Origin of the sequence: Catonella sp. (genome assembly GCF_052173895.1) — a bacterium.
Lineage (GTDB): Bacteria > Bacillota > Clostridia > Lachnospirales > Lachnospiraceae > Catonella.
Genome location: NZ_JBQMXS010000012.1, coordinates 1 through 21,146, shown reverse-complemented (window position 1 = coordinate 21,146; position 21,146 = coordinate 1). Strand labels below are relative to the sequence as shown.

General features: G+C 35.6%; 18 protein-coding genes. 4 read left to right on the top strand and 14 right to left on the bottom strand.

Going from position 1 to position 21,146, the window contains the following annotated elements; genetic code table 11:
• Positions 1-175: 175 nt before the first annotated feature.
• Both ACTTG8_RS04350 and ACTTG8_RS04345 read right to left on the bottom strand, forming a co-directional pair.
• Positions 176-1,843, bottom strand: a complete 1,668-nt coding sequence (locus ACTTG8_RS04350; RefSeq protein ID WP_442560938.1) for a hypothetical protein — start codon at positions 1,841-1,843, stop codon at positions 176-178.
• On the bottom strand, positions 1,836-2,627 hold the full coding sequence (locus tag ACTTG8_RS04345) for an ABC transporter ATP-binding protein (RefSeq protein WP_442560901.1): 792 nt from the start codon (positions 2,625-2,627) through the stop codon (positions 1,836-1,838). Before ACTTG8_RS04345 ends, ACTTG8_RS04350 begins: the two co-directional genes overlap by 8 nt.
• 240 nt (positions 2,628-2,867) lie before the next feature.
• Between ACTTG8_RS04345 and ACTTG8_RS04340 the strand changes: the two genes are divergently transcribed.
• A complete protein-coding gene (locus tag ACTTG8_RS04340; protein ID WP_442560900.1) occupies positions 2,868-3,296 on the top strand; it encodes a type II toxin-antitoxin system HicB family antitoxin in 429 nt (142 codons plus the stop codon).
• On the opposite strand, the gene ACTTG8_RS04335 is transcribed toward ACTTG8_RS04340, so the two are convergent.
• The 10 genes from ACTTG8_RS04335 to ACTTG8_RS04290 form a co-directional block, all read right to left on the bottom strand.
• Positions 3,286-3,786, bottom strand: a complete 501-nt coding sequence (locus ACTTG8_RS04335) for a shikimate kinase (RefSeq protein ID WP_442560899.1) — start codon at positions 3,784-3,786, stop codon at positions 3,286-3,288. The genes ACTTG8_RS04340 and ACTTG8_RS04335 overlap by 11 nt on opposite strands.
• Positions 3,787-3,806: 20 nt before the next feature.
• A complete protein-coding gene (locus tag ACTTG8_RS04330) occupies positions 3,807-4,490 on the bottom strand; it encodes a flavin reductase family protein (RefSeq protein WP_442560937.1) in 684 nt (227 codons plus the stop codon).
• A 136-nt stretch (positions 4,491-4,626) separates the two neighbouring features.
• Positions 4,627-5,016, bottom strand: a complete 390-nt coding sequence (tagD, locus tag ACTTG8_RS04325; protein WP_442560898.1) for a glycerol-3-phosphate cytidylyltransferase — start codon at positions 5,014-5,016, stop codon at positions 4,627-4,629.
• Positions 5,013-7,676: a CDP-glycerol:glycerophosphate glycerophosphotransferase gene (locus tag ACTTG8_RS04320; protein ID WP_442560897.1), complete on the bottom strand. Its 2,664-nt coding sequence runs from the start codon at positions 7,674-7,676 to the stop codon at positions 5,013-5,015. The genes tagD and ACTTG8_RS04320 overlap by 4 nt, the downstream gene beginning before the upstream one ends.
• Positions 7,676-9,817: a diguanylate cyclase domain-containing protein gene (locus ACTTG8_RS04315; protein ID WP_442560896.1), complete on the bottom strand. Its 2,142-nt coding sequence runs from the start codon at positions 9,815-9,817 to the stop codon at positions 7,676-7,678. The genes ACTTG8_RS04320 and ACTTG8_RS04315 overlap by 1 nt, the downstream gene beginning before the upstream one ends.
• Before the next feature lie 35 nt (positions 9,818-9,852).
• Positions 9,853-11,265, bottom strand: a complete 1,413-nt coding sequence (gene pyk / locus ACTTG8_RS04310) for a pyruvate kinase (RefSeq protein ID WP_442560895.1) — start codon at positions 11,263-11,265, stop codon at positions 9,853-9,855.
• A gap of 19 nt (positions 11,266-11,284) precedes the next feature.
• Positions 11,285-12,649, bottom strand: coding sequence for a magnesium transporter (gene mgtE, locus ACTTG8_RS04305; protein ID WP_442560894.1), 1,365 nt, complete (start codon positions 12,647-12,649; stop codon positions 11,285-11,287).
• Between the two features lie 17 nt (positions 12,650-12,666).
• Entirely contained in the window at positions 12,667-13,083 is a 417-nt protein-coding gene (locus ACTTG8_RS04300) for a peptide deformylase (protein WP_442560893.1), read from the bottom strand.
• Positions 13,084-13,101: 18 nt separating this feature from the next.
• Positions 13,102-15,087: a transketolase gene (gene tkt, locus ACTTG8_RS04295; RefSeq protein WP_442560892.1), complete on the bottom strand. Its 1,986-nt coding sequence runs from the start codon at positions 15,085-15,087 to the stop codon at positions 13,102-13,104.
• Positions 15,088-15,125: 38 nt separating this feature from the next.
• Positions 15,126-15,746, bottom strand: coding sequence for a hypothetical protein (locus tag ACTTG8_RS04290; RefSeq protein WP_442560891.1), 621 nt, complete (start codon positions 15,744-15,746; stop codon positions 15,126-15,128).
• Positions 15,747-15,911: 165 nt separating this feature from the next.
• Between ACTTG8_RS04290 and ACTTG8_RS04285 the strand changes: the two genes are divergently transcribed.
• Both ACTTG8_RS04285 and ACTTG8_RS04280 read left to right on the top strand, forming a co-directional pair.
• Positions 15,912-17,261 (top strand): hypothetical protein, encoded by a 1,350-nt coding sequence (locus ACTTG8_RS04285; protein ID WP_442560890.1) that lies wholly within the window; start codon positions 15,912-15,914, stop codon positions 17,259-17,261.
• Positions 17,262-17,285: 24 nt separating this feature from the next.
• Positions 17,286-18,230, top strand: coding sequence for an exonuclease domain-containing protein (locus tag ACTTG8_RS04280; protein ID WP_442560889.1), 945 nt, complete (start codon positions 17,286-17,288; stop codon positions 18,228-18,230).
• Here ACTTG8_RS04280 and ACTTG8_RS04275 read toward each other — a convergent pair.
• Positions 18,220-19,608 (bottom strand): D-alanyl-D-alanine carboxypeptidase family protein, encoded by a 1,389-nt coding sequence (locus tag ACTTG8_RS04275; RefSeq protein WP_442560888.1) that lies wholly within the window; start codon positions 19,606-19,608, stop codon positions 18,220-18,222. The genes ACTTG8_RS04280 and ACTTG8_RS04275 overlap by 11 nt on opposite strands.
• Positions 19,609-19,810: 202 nt before the next feature.
• Here ACTTG8_RS04275 and trmB point away from each other — a divergent pair, with 202 nt between their 5' ends.
• Positions 19,811-20,449 carry a tRNA (guanosine(46)-N7)-methyltransferase TrmB gene (gene trmB, locus ACTTG8_RS04270; RefSeq protein WP_442560887.1) on the top strand — a complete coding sequence of 213 codons (639 nt, stop codon included), beginning with the start codon at positions 19,811-19,813 and terminating at the stop codon, positions 20,447-20,449.
• 152 nt (positions 20,450-20,601) lie between these two features.
• Here the strand turns inward: trmB and ACTTG8_RS04265 are convergent.
• Positions 20,602-21,146 (bottom strand): aminotransferase class I/II-fold pyridoxal phosphate-dependent enzyme (locus ACTTG8_RS04265; protein WP_442560886.1); only part of this gene is annotated, 545 nt, incomplete at its 5' end.

Genomic DNA, 21,146 nt, shown 5'->3' with positions numbered 1-21,146 from the left:
AATCCGTTACAGCTATCTTTCATATTTGTATCCTTAATTATAGGTTTACGCAGTTATTTAATTATCATACCACTTCAATCATTATTTTGTAATAAGAAAATATCCACAGCTAAATAAACAGGAATAGACCGTAACAACTAAGCTACGGTCTATTATTTTTATTCATTAATATTTCTCATTCCCTCTCAATAATATATCTTTTATTCATAAATATCTTCCATAATGCAATATTTAATCCTATGGTAACAGCTATTCCTAAGAGTTGTAATGGGAGTGTTGTAAGTAAAATTATATGCCCTAATCCAAAAGCACCAAGTACCACAAAGTTGATAACAAACATTAGCATATTGTATCCTGCCTTGTGTGTAACTGCTTCTTCAGAAAACGGCAATGTCCAAGTAGTAAGGCGTATCATAAGACTTGTTATAAATATAAAGCCTAAATATGCTATAATTACATCAGGCACTGCACTAATTCCGCAAATTGTCACAAGTCCTGCTGACAAAATCAAAAAGATAGGTGTAAGATAGCCAAACAATACTACTTTTACCCCTGCCCTGATACATTTACTAAGATTTTCTATCGGAAGTACCTGATAAAATAAGATATTTTCCTTATTCTCAGACTGCCCTATAATATTATAAATCGCTGAAGAAGTCAGTCCTACAAAGTAAAGCAGAGCGAGTCCCCATCTTCCCTCTCTTATAGTTTCCATTACAGCATCGAAACCGCCTTTTCTCGAAACCTGCGACAACAACATGATTATCGGTAAAATAAACACATTAGCCAACTGAGGATATAATTTAAGTTTAATATCTCTATTTCTTGAAATCTGTATAAGCACCAACTTCATAAAGGCATTTTCCTGCTCATCCTTTGACAGTATTTTGCACATAAGTCTTGAAAATGAAGACAGTGTTTTACTTTCCTTTGCTGTTTCAGTCAGCTTATCAAGCTCCCCTTCAAACTCAGGCATTATTTTTTTATGATATATTATTTCCATTAAAACCACAGCTAATACGGCTACACCTGTAAGTACATAATAATACCAAGCTGATGATACTCCAAACAATAGCTCAAATATAGCCGCAAACCAAGCTGATGGTAAGATGAAATAAAATGGCGAGAAACTAAGCTCTGCCTTTGCAAATTCTGCCATATCAATCACTCTCGGCACAATCTGATAGGCTAATATCATTGCTATTGTAATAAAAACCTGAAAACCGCTCAGTATATCCTTAAGTCTTTCCCCCGAAAAGGTCTTAAGCAGAACATAATAAATTAATCCTGCCAAACGCAGACAAAATACAGTAATCACCGTACAGATAGCCGCCAATAATAGTCCATACAATACTCCATGAAATATAAATGCCATTATTATCGAGGGCAGTATCATTGAAAATCCAATTATCCCTATGTAATATGCTATATGAATATTTTTGGCTACATTCATCTCATTATGCCCTATCGGGAGTGCTCCATAAAATGCCTTTTCAGTTGTATCTAAAAGTACAGCCGAAAACTCATTTATATATACTGAAAACAGCATAAAGATAAGTCCTGCAAAAGCCAATATGTTTGCTCCAAATATATTATTCATTATCTGCATGAGAGCAATCAAAATTCCCACAGCAAAATATGTAATACATATAATCAGCGTTGACCGCTTTGCTTCTTTTCGCTCATCATTAACACGCTTTTTTACATTGATGCTTTCTCTTCTGTTGTCCATAATCAGCTTCAGTTTAAGTATTTCCCGAACCTGTCCATAATTTAGTTTAGAACTTAAAAATGGCTTTACTAACTTATCAAAAACCTTTAATGCAAACGGCTCATTACTCATTATATTCAACAGTCTCACCTCCTGTAAGAGTATCCACAAACTTAGCTGCGAGGTCATGCTGAGAATTAAATCCTGTAAGACTGTTAAATATATCTTCCATGCTGCTTCCGCCCATGTCTTTTTTCAACTCCTCGAACGGTGAATCAGCTATTACAGCTCCATCCTTAAGAAGAATAACCCTGCTGCTCATCTGCTCTACCACTTCCATAATGTGAGATGAATAAAATACTGTCTTTCCTTGTCTTGTAAGTGTTTTAAGTACCTCTTTAAACACTGCCACACTATTTGTGTCCATTCCGTTTAATGGCTCATCTAAGAATAAAATATCCGGATTATGAATCAGACTTCCTATAATTGCAATCTTTTGTTTCATTCCCTTGGAGTAGCCTGAAATACGAGTTGTGAGGGCATCATTAATCTGAAATATCTCTGCTAACTCCTGCATTCTGTCACGCCAGTTATTAAGCTCGTATACAGAAGATAGGAAAGAGATATATTCTTCTCCGGTAAGACTTTCATACAGCGAAAGTATCTCAGGCACATATCCAATTTTCTTCTTATAGCTCACTAAGTCTTCCTCAATGTCTTTTCCAAAAATTTCTATTTTGCCTGAGTACTTTCCAAGAATACCTAACATAAGTTTTACAGTAGTTGATTTTCCACTTCCATTTGGCCCTATATAGCCTATAAGTTCTCCCCTACCTACTTCAAAACTTACATCATGCAGTACATGATGCTCACCGAAACTTTTATTTACATTTGTAAGTCTGAGTACAGTATCCATATAATTCCCCCTGTGATAATTTTATGATATCAACAGTCTATCACATAATAATTTAATTATTATGTGATAAATTATAACATTTTCTTTACATTTTCAGAACATATTCTATGCGTGTTGATTTTTATGCATATCAATGCTATACTTTATATTATCAGGAGGATTGATATATGCCATACAAAGCAAAAGAATTGGAAAAATTATGAAATAACCCCTACACATCACTCAAAAGGAGGTTTTACCATGTTATCAAGTTATCCTGCCTGCTTTATAAAAGAAGAAAACGCATATTCCGTTATTTTTCCTGATTTAAACTATCTGGCAACTTGTGGTGATACTTTAGATGAAGCTATTACTATGGCAATTGACTGTCTTGCCGGCTATTTATACTGGCTTAAGGAAGATGGTGAACCTGCCCCAGAACCTACACCTATCGATAAAATTAATTTAACCGACTGCATGAAGGAATTAGAAGTTTCCGACTACTCTCTTAATGAAAGTTTTGTAAATTATGTTACCGTAGATGTTTTAGAATATGCTAAAAAGCATTTTGAAAAATCTGTCCGAAAAACTCTCACCATTCCTAAATGGCTTAATGATAAAGCTATAGGAATGGGAATTAATTTTTCAAAAACCCTGCAAGAAGCATTACTTCAAAAAGTTAATGCCTAATCTCCTCCAATATTTTCCTCATACAATTTTCTACAGAAGTAGTATCTGCTTTTACAACTACATCTGCATATTTTTCATAAAGCGGACATCGTTCTTCATAGAGGTCTTTTAAGGTTTGACCATCTTTTAGGGCTACTCCCCTATCCTTTAGATTGCCAAGCCTTTTTTCTACCTTTTCATAAGGTAGTTTGAGATAGACTACAGTTGATATTTCTTTTAAATGTTTCATAGCATTTTTACAATACACTGCACTTCCACCTGTTGCGATAACTGATTTCTCACAGTTAAGCCCTGCATTAATTTCATCCTCTACCTTAAGAAATCCCTCAATACCTTTTTCTTCTATAATTTCTGAAAGAAGTTTACCTGTTTTCTCCTGTATCACAAGGTCACTGTCTACAAACCTATAGCCCATTACCTTAGCAAGCACTACTCCTACAGTACTTTTTCCTGCCCCCGGCATTCCGATTAGGGTTATATTACTCTTCATTTTATTAACTCCTACATATTTTATCTTATTCCTGTTTTATGTTTGCCTGTACCTGATTGTTTTTTATTAGTGAATTGCTTGTCTGCAAATTTCTTCTTTTGTAAACTTTTAACGGTATCTTTACTTATCCTAACTTCTTTATCGATAGCCTGTTGTTTATTAAACGGCTTACTTTCTTTTCTAATCGAATATCCAAAAGTACCAAGTTCCTTACCGAGTTCATAGTATCTTCCATGTGAATAAGCTATCAAATCTGCCTTCTTAAGATTAAATCTACCTTTTTCGTCAAGATATTTTTCAGCAACCCTTACATTTACAACATCAGCTAAAAAAAGACTATGACTTCCAAGTTCCATAATCTGCCTTACTTTACATTCAATATTTATAGGGCTTTCCGCTATAGCCACAGCCTTTATCTTCTCTGATGAAAGCTTGGTAAGCCTCATTTCCTTAAACTTATCCACATCTCTTCCGGACTTAACCCCACAATAATCTGTTGCATAAGTAAGCTCCTTAGTTGTAAGATTTACAACAAACTCCCCTGTCTCTTTTATAATATCATAGGAATATCGCTCAGGTCTTATAGATACAGAAAGCATGGGCGGATTGGTACATACTGTGCCTGCCCATGCAAGAGTTATAATATTGCTTTTTCCAAATTTATCCGTAAGACTTACCATAACTGCCGGTAAGGGGTAGAGCATATTACCGGCCTTCCAAGATACCTTTTTTTCATTGAAATCTTGCTTTTTATTGGTATCATTATTATTTTTTCTGTCAACAACCCTACCCTTATTTCCCATTTTCTTTTTTTTCATATTACCTTATACCCATATATATTTATTTTTGCAAATCATTCTTTATCTGAGTTGTAGATATTTCAGGGGTTCTTGGAAGGTATACAACATTACAGTATTCCTTTAGAAAATCAAATTTTCCCCTCCAGTCATCTCCCATAACAAAGGTATCTGCCTTATACAGCTTAACATCTTCAATTTTTTGATCCCACCTCTCTTCAGGGATTACAAGATCCACATAGCGAATGGACTCAACCAGCTGTTTACGCTGTTCGTATGAAAAATAACATTTCTTACCTTTTTCATTCCAATTAAATTCATCTGTAGAAATCGCAACTATCAGATAATCTCCATACTCCTTAGCCCTTCTCAAAATATTTACATGACCATAGTGGAGTAGGTCAAAAGTTCCATAAGTAATTACTCGTTTCATTTTCCTTCTCCTTCCATTTCCATAAGCTTTCTTACTTCCTCATAAAGTCTTTTACCGGAATTATAGTCACTTTGTATAAAGAAACTTTCATATCTGTCTTTATATTCCTCTTTAATCTTGCAGTCATTTTCTATGTAATTACAAAGTACATTTATAAGCTCATCTGCTGACTTGCATATCTCTCCAAATCCTATATTTTCATAGTCAAAATTGGTCACACGCCAATAAGGAAGTGCTGTATCCTGATAGTATACTACCGGCTTTCTCATATAGGCAAAGTCATACTGCACACTGCTAAAATCAGTTACCATAAGATTACTCTGCCTCATTATGGTTACATAGTCCATACCCTCTGTAGGACTAAGTGCCTCTACTACATCTGTAGTCTCAAAATCTATCGTTTGAGCCTCAAATTTAGGATGGAAGAAGAGTTTTATCTTATAACCCTTTCTTCTTGCTGTATTCAAAAGCTTTTCATCTGTAAGAACCTTATTGTAAAGCAAATAAAAACTACTTTCCTTAAATTTAGGATTGTATTCAGTTTTTCCATTTGGAGCAGTTTTTCCAACCAGAGCCGGTCTCCATGTAGGAGCAATCAATATCTGATTTCTGCTATCATCTATTAGGTCATCATATCTTGGATTGCCTGAAGGTATAATCTGCTCCTCCTTAAAGCAATTATCCTCATTAGTATAAAGCTCTCGCTCGTAATTAGACGCAACCACAACTGCTGCAGCATTACTTCCCATCTGCGCATAAGAAGAACTTCTTGTTATAGGATAGCCATGATACATTCTTATTACCTTAGGATTTAATAAGTCCCTAAAATATACTAATTTATCTTTTTTAAATCCAAGTTTTAAAAATGGTGGTATATGCGTCATAAATATTACTTCTGCAAACAAGGCATAAAAAGCTCCTTCATCACTTCCGGGCTCTACCACTTTATAGCCTTCTCTTATAAGACGTTCTCCATCTTTAGTATTTTTTTCGATGTAATATACCTTTTCAATTCCATCATCCTGAGTAGCAGCATACCTTATAGCATATTCTCCATTATCTCCAGCCTTATAGCTTTTGTCATAATATACCCAAATATGCCTGTTTTTCATCTCAGGTAAGGCTTTTCTATATGCTTTTCGCCACTTAAGAACAAGAGCAAGTTCTTCTTTTTCTTTTGAGTCTGCATCAGCTTTATTAAATTTATCCTCTATATACTTAACATAAGCATCCTCTGCCTTACCCCTTGCCTCTTCATCTGCCTTTGTTACAAGGATGGCATTTCCATTAAGCCTTGCAATATGCCCATCGAAATACCAGTATTTAATTTCGTTTCTATTCTCTAATTTACTCTGCCAGTTATCCTCAAAGAAAAGTTTAAGCGAATACTCATCCCCAAAAATTGAAAGATGCAGAGAAATTTTCTGCGTTTCTACATCACTTAATGGTACAAAACATTCATAAGCATCTCGCCTAAATATTTCTTTATCAAAAAAAGTGGTTATAGCCGCAAGTTCTGTAGTTTTCTTTACCTCATATTCTAAAAATTCTCCATTATAAGTATTTACAAATCTAAATTTACACTCTTTCCAAGGCAAATAATCCGGAAGACTAAACTTTATAAACAATCCGAATTTACCCTGTTCTTTTCTACATTCCAGAGTATTAATAAGAGGATGTAAACCGTTTATCTCATTCACTATACCAAATTTTGAATTTTTCAATCTTATTAAACCCTTGGTTTTAAGCCTTTTATACTCAAGTTCGAGCTCTTTATCCTGATTTCTTAATATTGCAAAATATCTTCTCAAATTTCTATCTAATTTAAATGCATTAGAACGCATAAAGAGAATTTCATCACTTACTAAGCTCATTCCTTTTCCAACTTCAGAAAGATATTCTTCTCTTTCTTCATCACTTTCAAAGACAAGCTTTACATTTTCATTTTTATTAGATAAAAATCTTGTACAACTAAGATATAAAAAACCAAACTGTGCTATTTTTGACAGTTTACCATTCTTAATAAGGCTTTCAAGATACCCTCTCGTAGTTGCAAAATACCATTCCTTCTTATGACTCTGCTCCGTTTTAGGCGAGCTTTCATCAAGTCCTCTACCTGTATTATAGCTTATATTATTTACAACAATCCCCTTCGGAGACTTCTCCAGATACTTAGTTGCAAAAAGTTCAGCCTTACAATAACTTAGATTTTCATCTAAACATAGATTATTGTTTTTAATTATATATGTACGACAAAGTGCCCCTATTAAGAGCGGAGCACTTTCTACATTTTCAGATACATCATACAGGTAAGCCTCTCCCATATTTTTTTTTAAATGAGCAAGTGGCTTTCCATTTTTTGCAATTATTCTTCCTGTTGCATAACCTAGTTCCGAATTTTCCTTTAGCCTGTCCCTTAGTTTTAAAAAATAATCATCTTCAAATACAGCATCCGTATCATAAAATGCTATAAACTCTGTCTTAGCTTTTTTTAACTTTTTATTTATTTCTTGTGGTTCTCTATTAAGATCTATCATCAAAATTTTAGAGTTTTCAAGTAGTTTTTTAGTTATCTCTTTCTTTTTTTTTCTATAAATGCTTTTTGAATAAGGTATAAGCCCACCCTTTTTAATGGCAGCCAATACCCCTTTAATCTTCATTATAGAATCTCCTCCAATCTACATACACAAAGTTTAGGGTCATATTTTTTTCCACTCTCAGATCGTACAAGCTCAATTATCTCATCATCCGTAAGTGCCCCTACAATTTCTTTATGTGTTTTTAAGTAATAAATGTCATAAATTATTTTAAATATTCTGATTGCAAGCGAAACTTCCTCTCCTGCAGTTCCATATTTTTCTCCACTTCCATCCCAATTTTCATTTATTGAATACAAATCTTCTGTTGAAATTATATTTCTTTCTGAACGGCTTATAATGTTTAAGATAACTGCAGTATTTTCAAGAAGTTTTCTTGAAAACCTGAGATTATGTAAGTTTTCTCCCTTCATATTCCATTCAGAACGAGGTGTTATAAGTTTTCCAATATTTACATATGTAATTAATTTATTCAACTGTTTATCTGTAATCGGATCTACATCACAAATCTGTTTAAATCTATCTGCCAAAGTCCTCAGTTTCTTATCTTTTATAATCTCTTCGGGACTGATTTCATAGAGTTTACCCAGTATGTTTTTAAGGAAAATTTTTCGATTTTTCTCCCTCGATGCAGATTTATTAGCATACATCATGTCATCTGCCTTTTTTATTACTTCACAGAAATCAGTCTCATCCTCTATACTCTCTTTTATAGCATATCCCATAGCTATAGATGGTTTAACTCCATCATATTTTTCAGTATCCAGCTTTTTGTTAATTCTTTCTATAAGAGCCGTAGCTGTTTTAGCATCAGTATTTGTAAAAAGAATTGCAAACTCATCACCACCAATTCTTGCTACCATATCATTACTTCTGCAGCAACTGGTCAAAACAGAAGAAACCTTTATTATAAGTTCATCTCCTTTAGCATGGCCAAATACATCATTAGTGAGCTTAAGTCCATTTATATCTGCCATAAGATAGCATATCGGATAACTCTCAGGAATAGAAAGTAATTTCCCCATAACTTCATTAAAATAAGCCCTATTAGCAACATTTGTTATCTCATCATACCTTGATCTGTAAAGGATTTCCTTTTCACGCAGTTTTCTTATACTAATATCCCTTGCTGACATATAGATATATTCATTGCTAGGAGTTTTTATATAAATCATAAAGGCCTCTATAGATATATTAGCAGCATCTCTTGTAATTACTTGCATTTCTGCCTTAATAGTTTCACCTTTTTTTACTCTATCAAAAAGTTCTTCTATATCTATCTCCCTCTTAATCTCATAAGGTTTTAACTCCATTACATACGAGATAAAATTAGTACCTATCAGCTCTTCTTCCCTGCGATAGCCCAACATCTCCATACCTGCCTTATTGACATTAGCTATCTTATTATCTTTTATAAGAAAAATAGCCTCACTTGAGTAGTAGAACATTGTACGAAAATGCACCTCGTTCTCTTTAAGTTCCTCAAGCCTCGTTCTCAATTCTTCGTTCATCTTATTAAATTTATCATCACATCTATAAAGTTCAAAAATAAGCCTGTTGCTATTTTTTATTGCCTCTATAATTTTATAGACAGCTGTCGAAAAAACAGGATATACAATCATCAATACCACAATGGGAACTAACGGGCGTTTAAGTGCATTCCCCGGCATCATAAAAATACCTATATCACTTATAACTCCCGTAAGAAATGACATTAACGCAAAATCCTTTGTTCTTATACCTCTACCCTTATTTTTTGCATAAGATAAAAAGAACATCTCAATAATATACATTACCATTATACCTATAACCGGAATAACTGCGTTACCTGTATATTTTAATGTCCTTATCACCGCTGCTACTAAAGTGGTAATTGTAGCAGCTATTGGTCCATATATTACAGAGAGGTTAAGTATAACCTCTCTTGCATCGTATATAATTCCACCATCAGCAGCGTTTCTCATTGTTGTGATACTGTCCAAATATATAAATATTGCAAATAATATTCCCTGCATTACCTGAGTCAGTATACTTGAAGAGAAATCTCTCTCTTTGAGCTTATTGCTAAAATCTTCTCTAGACTTTAGGTCACATAATTTCTTAAATCTATTATTAAAACTAAGATACTCCTCAATAACTACCGAAACAAGCAACAGGACTAAGATAACACAAACCTTTGATATAAGTCTAACAAGCTGTTCCATATAATTTCTCCAAAATTAAGATTTACATAGGCACTTTACAAAGTTTCCACTTTAATCAAATTAGTACTTCCTGAAACCCCATTTGCAATTCCGCCTGTAATAACCAACTTGTCACCTTTACTAAGCTTAAGCGTATCTTTTGCAACTTGTTTAGCTGAATAAAAAAGTACATCTGTTGACTCAAATCTCTCACACATCTTAGGAATTACTCCCCAAGACAGTGCAAGCTTACGCCATGTCTTCTCATCTGTACTAAGACCTATAATATCAACCGGACCTCTAAACCTAGACACAAGACGAGCAGTCATTCCTGATATTGTACAAGCCACAATTGCCTTAGCATTGATATCTATTGCCATTCCACAAGTTGCATGGGAAATAGCATCCGGCTCATTTTTAATATAAAAATCACTGGTATAAAATCTTTTTTTATAATTTATATTACCTTCTGTTGTTTCTGCAATCTTAGCCATTGTCGCCACTGCCTGAATAGGATAATGTCCTGCTGCAGTTTCTCCTGAAAGCATAATTGCAGAAGTTCCATCATATACTGCATTAGCAACATCAGAGGCCTCAGCTCTGGTAGGACGAGGATTATTTATCATGGACTCAAGCATCTCAGTTGCAGTAATAACTCTCTTTCCAAGCATCCTGCACTTGGTAATAAGATCCTTCTGGATAGCTGGCAGCCTTTCAAATGGTATCTCCACTCCCATATCTCCCCTTGCAACCATAATGCCGCTACAAAGTTCGCTTATTTCCTCTATATTATCATAGCCTGATTGATTCTCAATTTTTGCAATAAGACTTATATCACCGCCTCCATTTGCATCTAAGAACTCATGCACATCAGCAAGATCCTGCTTTACAGATACAAAAGAGCAGGCTACAAAATCTATATCATTTTCTATTGCAAAAAGCAGATCTTCCTTGTCTTTATCTGATAAATATTTTTGGTGTATGTGCTTACCCGGAAATGCCATGCTCTTCCTGTCTGAAAGCTCTCCACCTATTACTACTTCACACTCTATTTCATCAGCTGTTGTATTAACCACCTTAAGGTCAATCAGTCCATTATTTACAAGAATAGTATCTCCCTTATTCAGCTCTTTAGCAAGGTCTTTATAGCTTACAGAAACTCTTGTACTATCTCCTATTATATCTTCTGTTGTAAATATGAACTTCTCGCCTTCTTTAAGTTCTACCTTATGATTTTCAAATACGCCAATCCTATATTCCGGTCCCTTAGTATCAAGCATTATTGCTATTGGAAGATCCAGTTCTTTACGCACTTTCTTAATAGTTTCGACCCTATTCTTATGATCCTCATGTGTACCATGTGAGAAATTCAGCCTTGCAACATTCATGCCGGCCTTACAAAGTTTTCTTATCATTTCTTCACTCTCGCTAGCAGGTCCAATAGTACAAATAATCTTCGTCTTACGCATATATTTCCTCTCTTTCTTATCATACAACAATATGAAGTACCGAAACTGCTATAGTAAAATATACTGTCAAAGATACTGCATCTACAATAGTAGTAATAAGTGGACTTGCCATAACAGCAGGGTCAAAACCTATCCTTTCTGCTACTAAAGGAAGTACACAACCAATAAATTTAGCAAAAACTACAACTACTACAAGTGTAGAACAAATTACAACGGCTACAGGAAGTGCTAACCTGTCTACAAGTAAAAGTTTTACAAAATTAGCTCCGGACAATGTTATTCCGCATAAAACAGCAACTCGTATCTCCTTCCATATAACCTTAAATATTTCCTTAAACTCTATCTCCCCTATCGAAAGTCCACGAATTACAGATACACTTGCCTGAGAGCCTGCATTTCCTCCTGTATCCATCAACATAGGAATATATGCCGTAAGGATTACATAAGATGCGAGCGCCTCTTCATAACTTGTTATGATTGCACCCGTAAATGTAGCTGATATCATAAGAAGTAAAAGCCATGGCATTCTCTTTTTATAAGTCTCAAGAGTAGTCATCTTAAAATAAGGCTTATCGGACGGAATCATAGCTGCCATCTTCTCAATATCTTCTGTAGCCTCTTCCTGCAAAATATCCACTACGTCATCTACTGTAATAATTCCAACCATACGGTTTTCATTATCGACAACGGGCATCGCAGTAAAACCATATTTCTGAATTGTAAGAGCCGCCTCTTCCTGATCCATCTGAGTATTGATGCTGATTACCTTTGTATTCATAATATCACCAATCAGCTCATCAGGTTCTCTAATAAGAAGATATCTAAGTGCCACTGTTCCTTTAAGAATACGCTGATTATCAACTACATAACAAATATTAACGGTCTCAGAGTCAAGCCCTCTTCGCTTTATTCTAACAATGGCCTCCTCAACAGTCATCTGTTCCCTAAGGTCTACAAATTCGACTGTCATTATACTTCCTGCACTGTCTTCAGGATAACGCAGAAGATGATTTATATCTGCCCTTGTTTCAGGACTTGCTTTTGAAAGAATTTTCTTAACCACATTAGCCGGCATCTCCTCAAGTAAGTCCGTAGCATCATCTGCCATCAAATTTTCAATTATATGTGAGGCCTCTGTATCCGACATTGACGATATGATATACTGCTGATCATCTAGCTCCAGATTCGCAAATACATCTGCTGCCATGTCCTTAGGCAAAATTCTAAACATCTTTAAGGAGTCTTCATCCTCCATCTCGTCCATGACAAAGGCCAAATCTACTACATTCATGTCCTCCATCTTTTTTCTGAGAGCCTTGTAATCCTTATTTAGAAGTAACTTTTCAAGCTCTTCCCTATAGTTTTCTTCTAAAATATCATCCATGCCGGCCTCCTTGTATATCAGATTATTATTCCTTCAAGATGGTCACATTCATGCTCTATAATTTCTGCAATATAACCACTATATAACTTGACAAATTTCTTAAAATTCTCATCATAATATTCAACAGTTATATTTCTATGTCTGATAGCCTTTCTTTCACCTTCCAGACACATACAGCCTTCTTCTGTCTCGTAAGCTCCACTTTTTTTAATAATTTTAGGGTTCAACATTACTGTCATCTGATTGCTGTTTTCAGGCTGAATTGCTATAACAGCTTTGTTTACTCCTATCATGTTGGCTGACATTCCTACACACTCGTCCGCATAAGCTCTTAATGTATCCTTAAGGTCTTCAACAACTTCCATATCATCTTTTGTCATAGGCTCTGACTTAAGCCTTAAAAAAAACTGATCCTTAACTAATTCTCTTACCATAAACTAATTGTCCTTTTCTTACTTTATCACAGTTTTAACAGCTTTAACCACATTATCCACAGTAAAACCAAATTCTTTAAATAATACCTCAGCAGGTGCAGATGCACCAAATCTGTTAAGGCATACTGTCTTGCCGTCAATTCCTACATATTTGCCCCATCCGAACTCAGAAAGAGCCTCTACCGCAACTCTTGCTCTAACTGTCTTTGGAAGAATACTTTCTTTATAATCATCTGACTGTTTTTCAAAGATATCCATACAAGGCATCGACACAACTCTAACATCAATGTTCTCCCCTGCAAGAACTTCCTTAGCCTCGATAGCAAGACTTACTTCTGAGCCGCTTGCCATAATAATTGCATCAGGTACATTTTTAGAAGAATCCGCTACTATATAACCTCCCTTAAGAGCCTCTTTGGAAGAGCCTTTAAGCCTAGGAAGATTCTGCCTTGTAAGCACAAGGGCAGTAGGGGTTTTTTTAGAAGTTATTGCACTGTACCAAGCTGCTATTGTTTCAAATGCATCAGCAGGACGGAATACATTAAAATTAGGCATTGCTCTAAATTCTGCAAGCTGTTCGATAGGCTCATGTGTAGGGCCGTCTTCACCAACACCTATTGAATCATGTGTAAGTATAAAAGTAAGAGGTATCTCCATAAGTGAAGATAATCTCGCCATAGGCTTAACATAATCACTAAAAACAAAGAAGGTAGATACATAGGCCCTAAGCCCTGAAAGTACCAGTCCGTTCCCAATAGCTGTCATCGCAAGTTCTCTTACACCAAAATGCACATTTCTTCCGGCATAATTTTCTGCAGAATAATCTCCGGCACCATTTATATAACTCTTATTGGATGGTGCAAGATCCGCAGAACCTCCAAAGATAGAAGGAATCTTTGATGCCAGTTTGTTTAACACCTTGCCCGAAAGATTTCTTGTGGCATCCGCCTTATCATCACAACTCCAAAAATCTTCATCATCAATCAGTCTAGATGCTATACTCTCATCCTTAAATTCACCCCAAAGGTTCTTCATTTCAGGGAATTTTACGCAGTATTCCTCAAAAAGTCTGTTCCACTCTTCTTCTTTCTTAGCAAGCCCTTCTGCCTTTTCCTTATAATGTAAGTACACCTCTTCAGGTATGAAGAAAGGTTCTTCGCTTGGCCAATTAAAGTTTTTCTTCATAGTTACTATATTCTCAGCTCCAAGTGGTGCTCCATGCGAATCTGCCGAACCTTCTTTTGGAGAACCGAAACCGATCTTAGTATTTATTTTAATGAAGGAAGGTTGTTCTTTATTTGACTTTGCCTCTTCTATAGCCTTACCTATTTCAGCAGTGTCATTACCGTCCTTAACTTCAAGTATCTGAAATCCCATAGCCTTAAATCTAGCAGGTACATCCTCAGTAAAAGCAATGTCTGTATCGCCTTCTATGGATATTTTATTTGAATCATAGAGTACAATCAGCTTATTTAATTTAAGTGTACCTGCAAGTGAAAATGCCTCATAATTAATACCTTCCATCATGCAGCCATCTCCACCAAGTACATAGGTGTAATGGTCAACTACATTATATCCCTCTTTATTAAACTTAGAGGCAAGATGAGCCTCTGCCATAGCCATTCCCACTGCCATAGCCATGCCTGCTCCAAGAGGTCCGGTAGATGCCTCTACACCTGCTGTAACACCGTACTCAGGATGTCCGGGTGTTTTAGAATTCCACTGGCGAAAGGTCTTCATATCATCAAGAGTTAATCCATATCCAAAAAAATGAAGAAGAGAATACAAAAGCGTTGAACCATGCCCTCCCGAAAGAATAAATCTGTCTCTATTTTCCCAGTTAGGATTCTTAGGGTTGTGATTCATATGATTCGCCCAAAGCTCATATCCGATAGCTGCTGCTCCAAGAGGAAGTCCGGGATGTCCTGAGTTTGCTTTCTGCACTGCATCTGCCGCCAACACTCTTATTGCATTTACTGACATATTTTCAATATTACTGTTCATTATTGCCCCCTAAATTTATAATTAAATTTATCACAAAACTATCTGTTGATTATTAAATCCTCTGCATACGGAAGAGTCTTAATCCAATCACAAAAAGTATGCCACTCATCAAGTTTATGAGCCTTTCTTGCATAATAAATATTAGATGCTGTTTCATAATTTAAGGTACAAGTTCTAAGTTGATTATAACTTGACGGTAACATCTGTATTAGATCATACCAATAAGTTCTATCCTTAGTTTCTACAAACTTCTTTCTAACTTCTTCCATGTAACCAACAAAATTAAGAAAATTCTTCTTGGTCTCCTCAGTCATATGATCAGTTGAAAAATCATCCTCTTCAAATGCTTTACTATGTATTTTATGCATGGTACTTGTGGAATTGGCGACAGTAGCTACTTTATAAGTGTCGTATTCTTTCCACCAATAAAGTGGTGCTGTAATGTCAACCGAAATAAATATCTGCCTAATAAATTTTCGATGATCCGGCCCTGCCTTAGCAAGCCTTCTTGCAAGGCTTAAATCATTATCTCCCAACACAAAACTATTATTTTTCTCATCATAATAGCTATCCATCCTATCCCACGAGTTCATAGGATTTCTTGCTCCACGTATTGCATTTTCAAGATTATAAACACAAGATCTATCAACTTTTATCATACTCTTCCCATCACTTTCACAATTAACATATACGTTTAGTTTACCACATTTTTAGCCTATATATCAATAGTTAAACAGACTCTCATCAAAAAACCTTGCTATAACCTGTTTTTTGCCTTATAATAGGAGACAATATTAAGAAAAATCCTACAGGAGATGCATGAAATGAAAAAAAATAAAATCATTCCATTTTCACTATTATTTACTGCACTTAGTTTTTTAGAACTATTCTGTATATTAAAATATTCAGATATTTTTTATTTTCCATTAGCCGTTGGGATAACTCTGCTTGGCTCTGCTTACCTTTTATTAACAGAAATTCAGACTATTATCCACAATTTTATAAAAGAACGAGACAGTGCAAATGAAACCACTGCCTTTGACCCTATGTCTGCAGAAAAAGAAGAAAACGCAAAACTTGCTAAGGCTACCTATGTTCTCGAAAAAAGAATCTTAAATCTTTTGGAAGAACGCATACTAATGCCGGAAGAAAATATGGAAAATTTAAGTTCTTTGCAAAGTGAAATAGTAAAAGCAATCAAAGCCTCTATAAAATATGACATGGAGAATACCAAACAAATTACTGAAGTTTTTTCAAACAATCCTGCATCCACCGACAATTCAATGTCTCCTGCTGATCTTGGCCAGATTCTTACCAAGTTTGATGCTCTTGCACTCGAACTTAAAAGCAACCAGCTCACTATGGATGCCGTTAAGGAACAATTACAGACCATTACCGACATAGCACGCCAAATTGCAAATAGCAGACAGCAGTCAGCCTTTGTTGAACCACCTGCTAAAGCTGAAACAACCATACAAAATCCTATTATTCAAGATAGTAGTATAGTAGAACCTCAAGCTGAGGAATTTTTACCTGAAACTGAAAATATAAGTGAAGAGACAACTATTGAAACTGACACTCAAGATGATATGCCAGAGTATATAGATACTTTAACCATAACAAATGAAAACAATAATAATATAACAACACCGGAAGAGATGCCTGAATTTGTAGATACCCTTTCAGCCTTAGATGCCGAACCTGAACCTGAACCTACTAAGCCTGAGCCTGCTCCTATTGCAGATGACCCTAACAAAAAAATGAGCCCTGATGATATCGCCGCTCTATTTACCTCAGCATCTGCCGAGCCTGAACCTGAACCTGCTAAGCCTGAGCCTGCTCCTGTTGAAGATGACCCTAACAAAAAAATGAGCCCTGATGATATCGCCGCTCTATTTGCCTCAGCATCTGCCGAGCCTGAACCTGAACCTGCTAAGCCTGAGCCTGCTCCTGTTGTAGATGATCCTAACAAAAAAATGAGCCCTGATGATATCGCCGCTCTATTTGCCTCAGCCAATTTGGAACTTGATTCGGAGCCTGCTCCAGCAGCTCCTAAAACAGCCATTGAGGCTCTTTCAAAGCCGGCACCTGAACCTGCTCCGGCAGCTGATGATCCGAACAAGAAAATGAGTCCCGAAGACATTGCTGCTCTGTTCGCTTCTGTCGGCCAGTAACCATAACTATAACTTGGAGAGAACATGAAATACATAGTTTTTGACCTTGAATGGAATCAGGGATATGCTTCAAAGGAAGAGTCTGAGAGGCCTCTTCCTTTTGAAATTATTGAAATCGGGGCAGTCAAACTTGACGAAAATTTTAAAACCATTGATTTTTTTCATCAGGTAATCAAGCCTGTTGTATATCCTGAATTATTTAAATATACCAGAGAACTAATATCTCTTACAGAAAAAGAGCTGGCACAAGGCACTGATTTTGTAACTGCCTGCAAAGAATTTCTCAGATGGTGCAGGAAAGGTGATCGTAACTATTCTTTCGCCACTTGGGGCTCTCTTGATCTTTTGGAACTTCAAAGAAATATGGCTTTTTATCATATATATAACGGCTTTTCAAGGCCATTATACTATTATGATGTTCAGTATTTATTTAATATCTTTACTGAAACTTATGATGAAACAGTTTTTTCTCTTGAAAATGCAATTAAATATTTAGATTTAACTAAAGATAAGGCCTTTCACAGTGCTATTTCTGATGCCGAATATACTACTAAAATCTTACAGCATATAAAAAATATAGACATTCGCCTATATCCTTCAGTAGATACTTATAAATTCCCTCTGAACAAAAATCAAGAGGTGAATCTAACTTATCCTGACCACAGGCTCAGCATTACAAGAGCATATCGCTCCAAAGATGCTCTAAAAAAAGCATCCGAAAAAGAGCCTTTCTGCTGTCATATCTGTGGTAAAAACCTTCGTCAAATAGTACCTTGGTACACATCTAACTCAAAAAACTATTATATTGTAGGAGAATGTAAAACTCATGGCTACATCAAAGGAAAGCGTCTTATTAAGAATCCTGATGCAAACCATTACTTTGCAATTTCAACACAAAAATCATTATCAAAAGAGCAAGCGATGATTATGCTTAAAAATTATAATAGTAGAAACCGACTTACCATTTAAGTCGGTTTCTACTATTAATTCTTCTTTTTTTACGCCTATACCTTCTCCTTGCTATGTTAGAAGGACGTCTATATACTAATAAATACCACACTAAACAAAGGATTATAAGTACAGAAACCACAATCATGCCGACTGCGAAATAATTTAATTTCTTTTCTTTACTTTCTTCGGGTACCACTTTAGGAATCACTTCATTTTTTTCAAAGGAATATGCTCTTGTACTGGTGTAAACTATGTCTGCACTACCTATACATTCACCACCATATCTATAATCCACACTTCCTATATAATTCTTACCGGCCTGAATTGCCTTAAGATCATTTTCCTTTATTTCAGTTATAACACCATTAATATCACATTTCTTAGGAACAGCCAAAGCAGCAACTCCCGATACCGTAAACTCAGCCGAAGGATCATTTTCAATAATATTTGTATATGTCTTACCCCCACTCTCATTTAGCTTAAGTGGAATCTTATCAGTCTGTAACATTCTAAATCGCTTAAATGCATAGTCTACAAGTTTCTTCGTATTTGTATACTGCACATCTTTGCTCTCAGCATTCATTATCACGCAAACTACATCCATCGCCCCTTTTTTTGAAAATGAAACCAAATTGAACCTCGCCTCATTAGTATAGCCTGTCTTTCCTGCATAGCAATATTCATATCCATATTGAGGGAACTTGACCGGATTAAACAACTGGTTTGTATTAGACACAGGGCGTTTTTCCTTCATTAAATTGGTCTCCGGAATAACATGAGTCCTAGTACCGGCTATTTCCCTAAAATCATCCATTTTTATTGCTTCTCTTGCAATCTTTGCCAAATCTTCCGGACAGGTATAATGATCCTTTTCATAAAGTCCACTCGGATTTTTAAAATGCGTATTAACACAGCCAAGTTCTTTAGCCTTCTCATTCATCATATCTGCAAAGTCTTCTATGCTTCCAGCCGTATGTATTGCAATTGCATTTGCCACCTCATTTGCAGAGGCTAACATAAGCCCATAAAGACACTCCCTTAAGGACAGTTTTTCACCCGGTGTCATTCCTATACTGGAACTTCCTGGTTCAGATGCATTGATGGCTTCTTTCGTAAACTCCACCGTTTCATCTAACGACTTAGCCTTCTCTATTGCAAGCAGAGCTGTCATAACCTTAGTTGTACTTGCAGGATACCATTTTTTTGTTGCATTTTTAGAAACAAGAACTGTACCTGTAGTAATATCCATAACTACTGCACTTTTTGCCTTTATTGACGGACACTTTGGCCAAGGTGCCTGACTCACTGCAAATGTCTTATTTATATTAAAAATCGAAATTACTAATGAAATTATCAAAAGCAAGGTTATTTTACTTTTTGCATACAATCTTCCCATAAATCTCTCCAAAATCTGTTAAATTCAAATATTCCTCTTACATTTAACCACATAAACCTAGGCTTTTCAAGGCTTTGAAAGTTAATTTCACAATAAATAGTAAATACTGTTTCATATTTTACATATAATGTCCTCCTTGACATTAGCTCATATTTGTTGTAAAAATCTTAAGTAGAGCAAAATCAACTTTAGTGAGGTTAATATGAGATTAAGAAATGTACCTGGTTCCAGAGAAGATATAGCAGAAAGCAGTTTTGTAATACAGGAGCCTGAAAAACATAAAGGAAAAATCAAAGAGCTTTTCCCCGGAAGGCAACCTCTTTTTATAGAAATCGGTATGGGCAAGGGGCAGTTCATCACCACTCTTGCAAGACTTCATCCCGAAATAAACTATATAGGGATTGAAAAATACTCAAGTGTGCTTGTAAGGGCTTTGGATAAACAAAATGAACTGGAACTTCCAAATCTTAAATTCATCCGTATGGATGCCGAAGATATCAACAATGTCTTTGATGAAAATGAAGTAGATGGTATCTATCTCAACTTTTCTGACCCTTGGCCAAAGGACAGACACGCAAAGAGAAGACTTACTTCAAGACAGTTTTTTGCAAGATACGAACTTTTATTAAAACCTGAAGGTAAAATCCAATTTAAAACTGATAATTCCTCTCTTTTTGATTTTTCACTAGAAGAAGTGGTTGCTACAAATTTTAAGGCCACTGAAGTAACTTATGACCTTCATAATAGCGAATGGAATGAAGGGAATGTGATGACTGAATACGAGGAGAAATTTTCTGCAAAAGGTAACCCTATAAAAAGAGTTGTGTTTATAAGAAATTAAATCCTTTTGCTATATAATCAAATTTTAAACAAAACTCTTAGTTATAGGGCTCACATTCATATTATTTCTATGCCTCATACTAACTTATTTTAATAATAATCAGCTATCATTTGCCTATATCGAAAGTTAAATTTCATATAGGCAAACTCTCCTTAATGACTATCTTCCCACAGCCTTACTCCGGTTTTAAGCCTTTCAAGGCCATCTTTCAAATTCTTTTTGGTGCAAGCTATATTCATTCTTACAAAGCCCTCTCCTACCTTGCCGTAGGCCTTGCCATCTATCAGATAAAGCCCTGTAGTCAGTCTAAGCTCTTTGGCAAAACCTTTACCTGCATTTTTAAGCCCCCTCACATCTATCCAAAATAAATAAGTAGCTTCCTTTTCTATAATCTTGATTTCAGGAATTTCATCAGCAATAAAATCTAAAACTATCTTTCTGCTTTCGTCCAAATATCCATTAAGAGCATCAAGCCACTCTGCACCACCTGTATAAGCTGCCACTGCTGCCTCTATTGCAAAAGCATTTGGCTCAGCCACCTCATCGGTATTAAGCCCTCTATTAACCTTATTTCTAAGTATTTCATTAGGCACCGAAACAGCCGCAGTATGAAGTCCTGCTATATTGAAGGATTTACCCGGACTCATACAGGTTATGCTTATTTCTCTTGCTGTCTCCGATACACTTGCAAATGGCA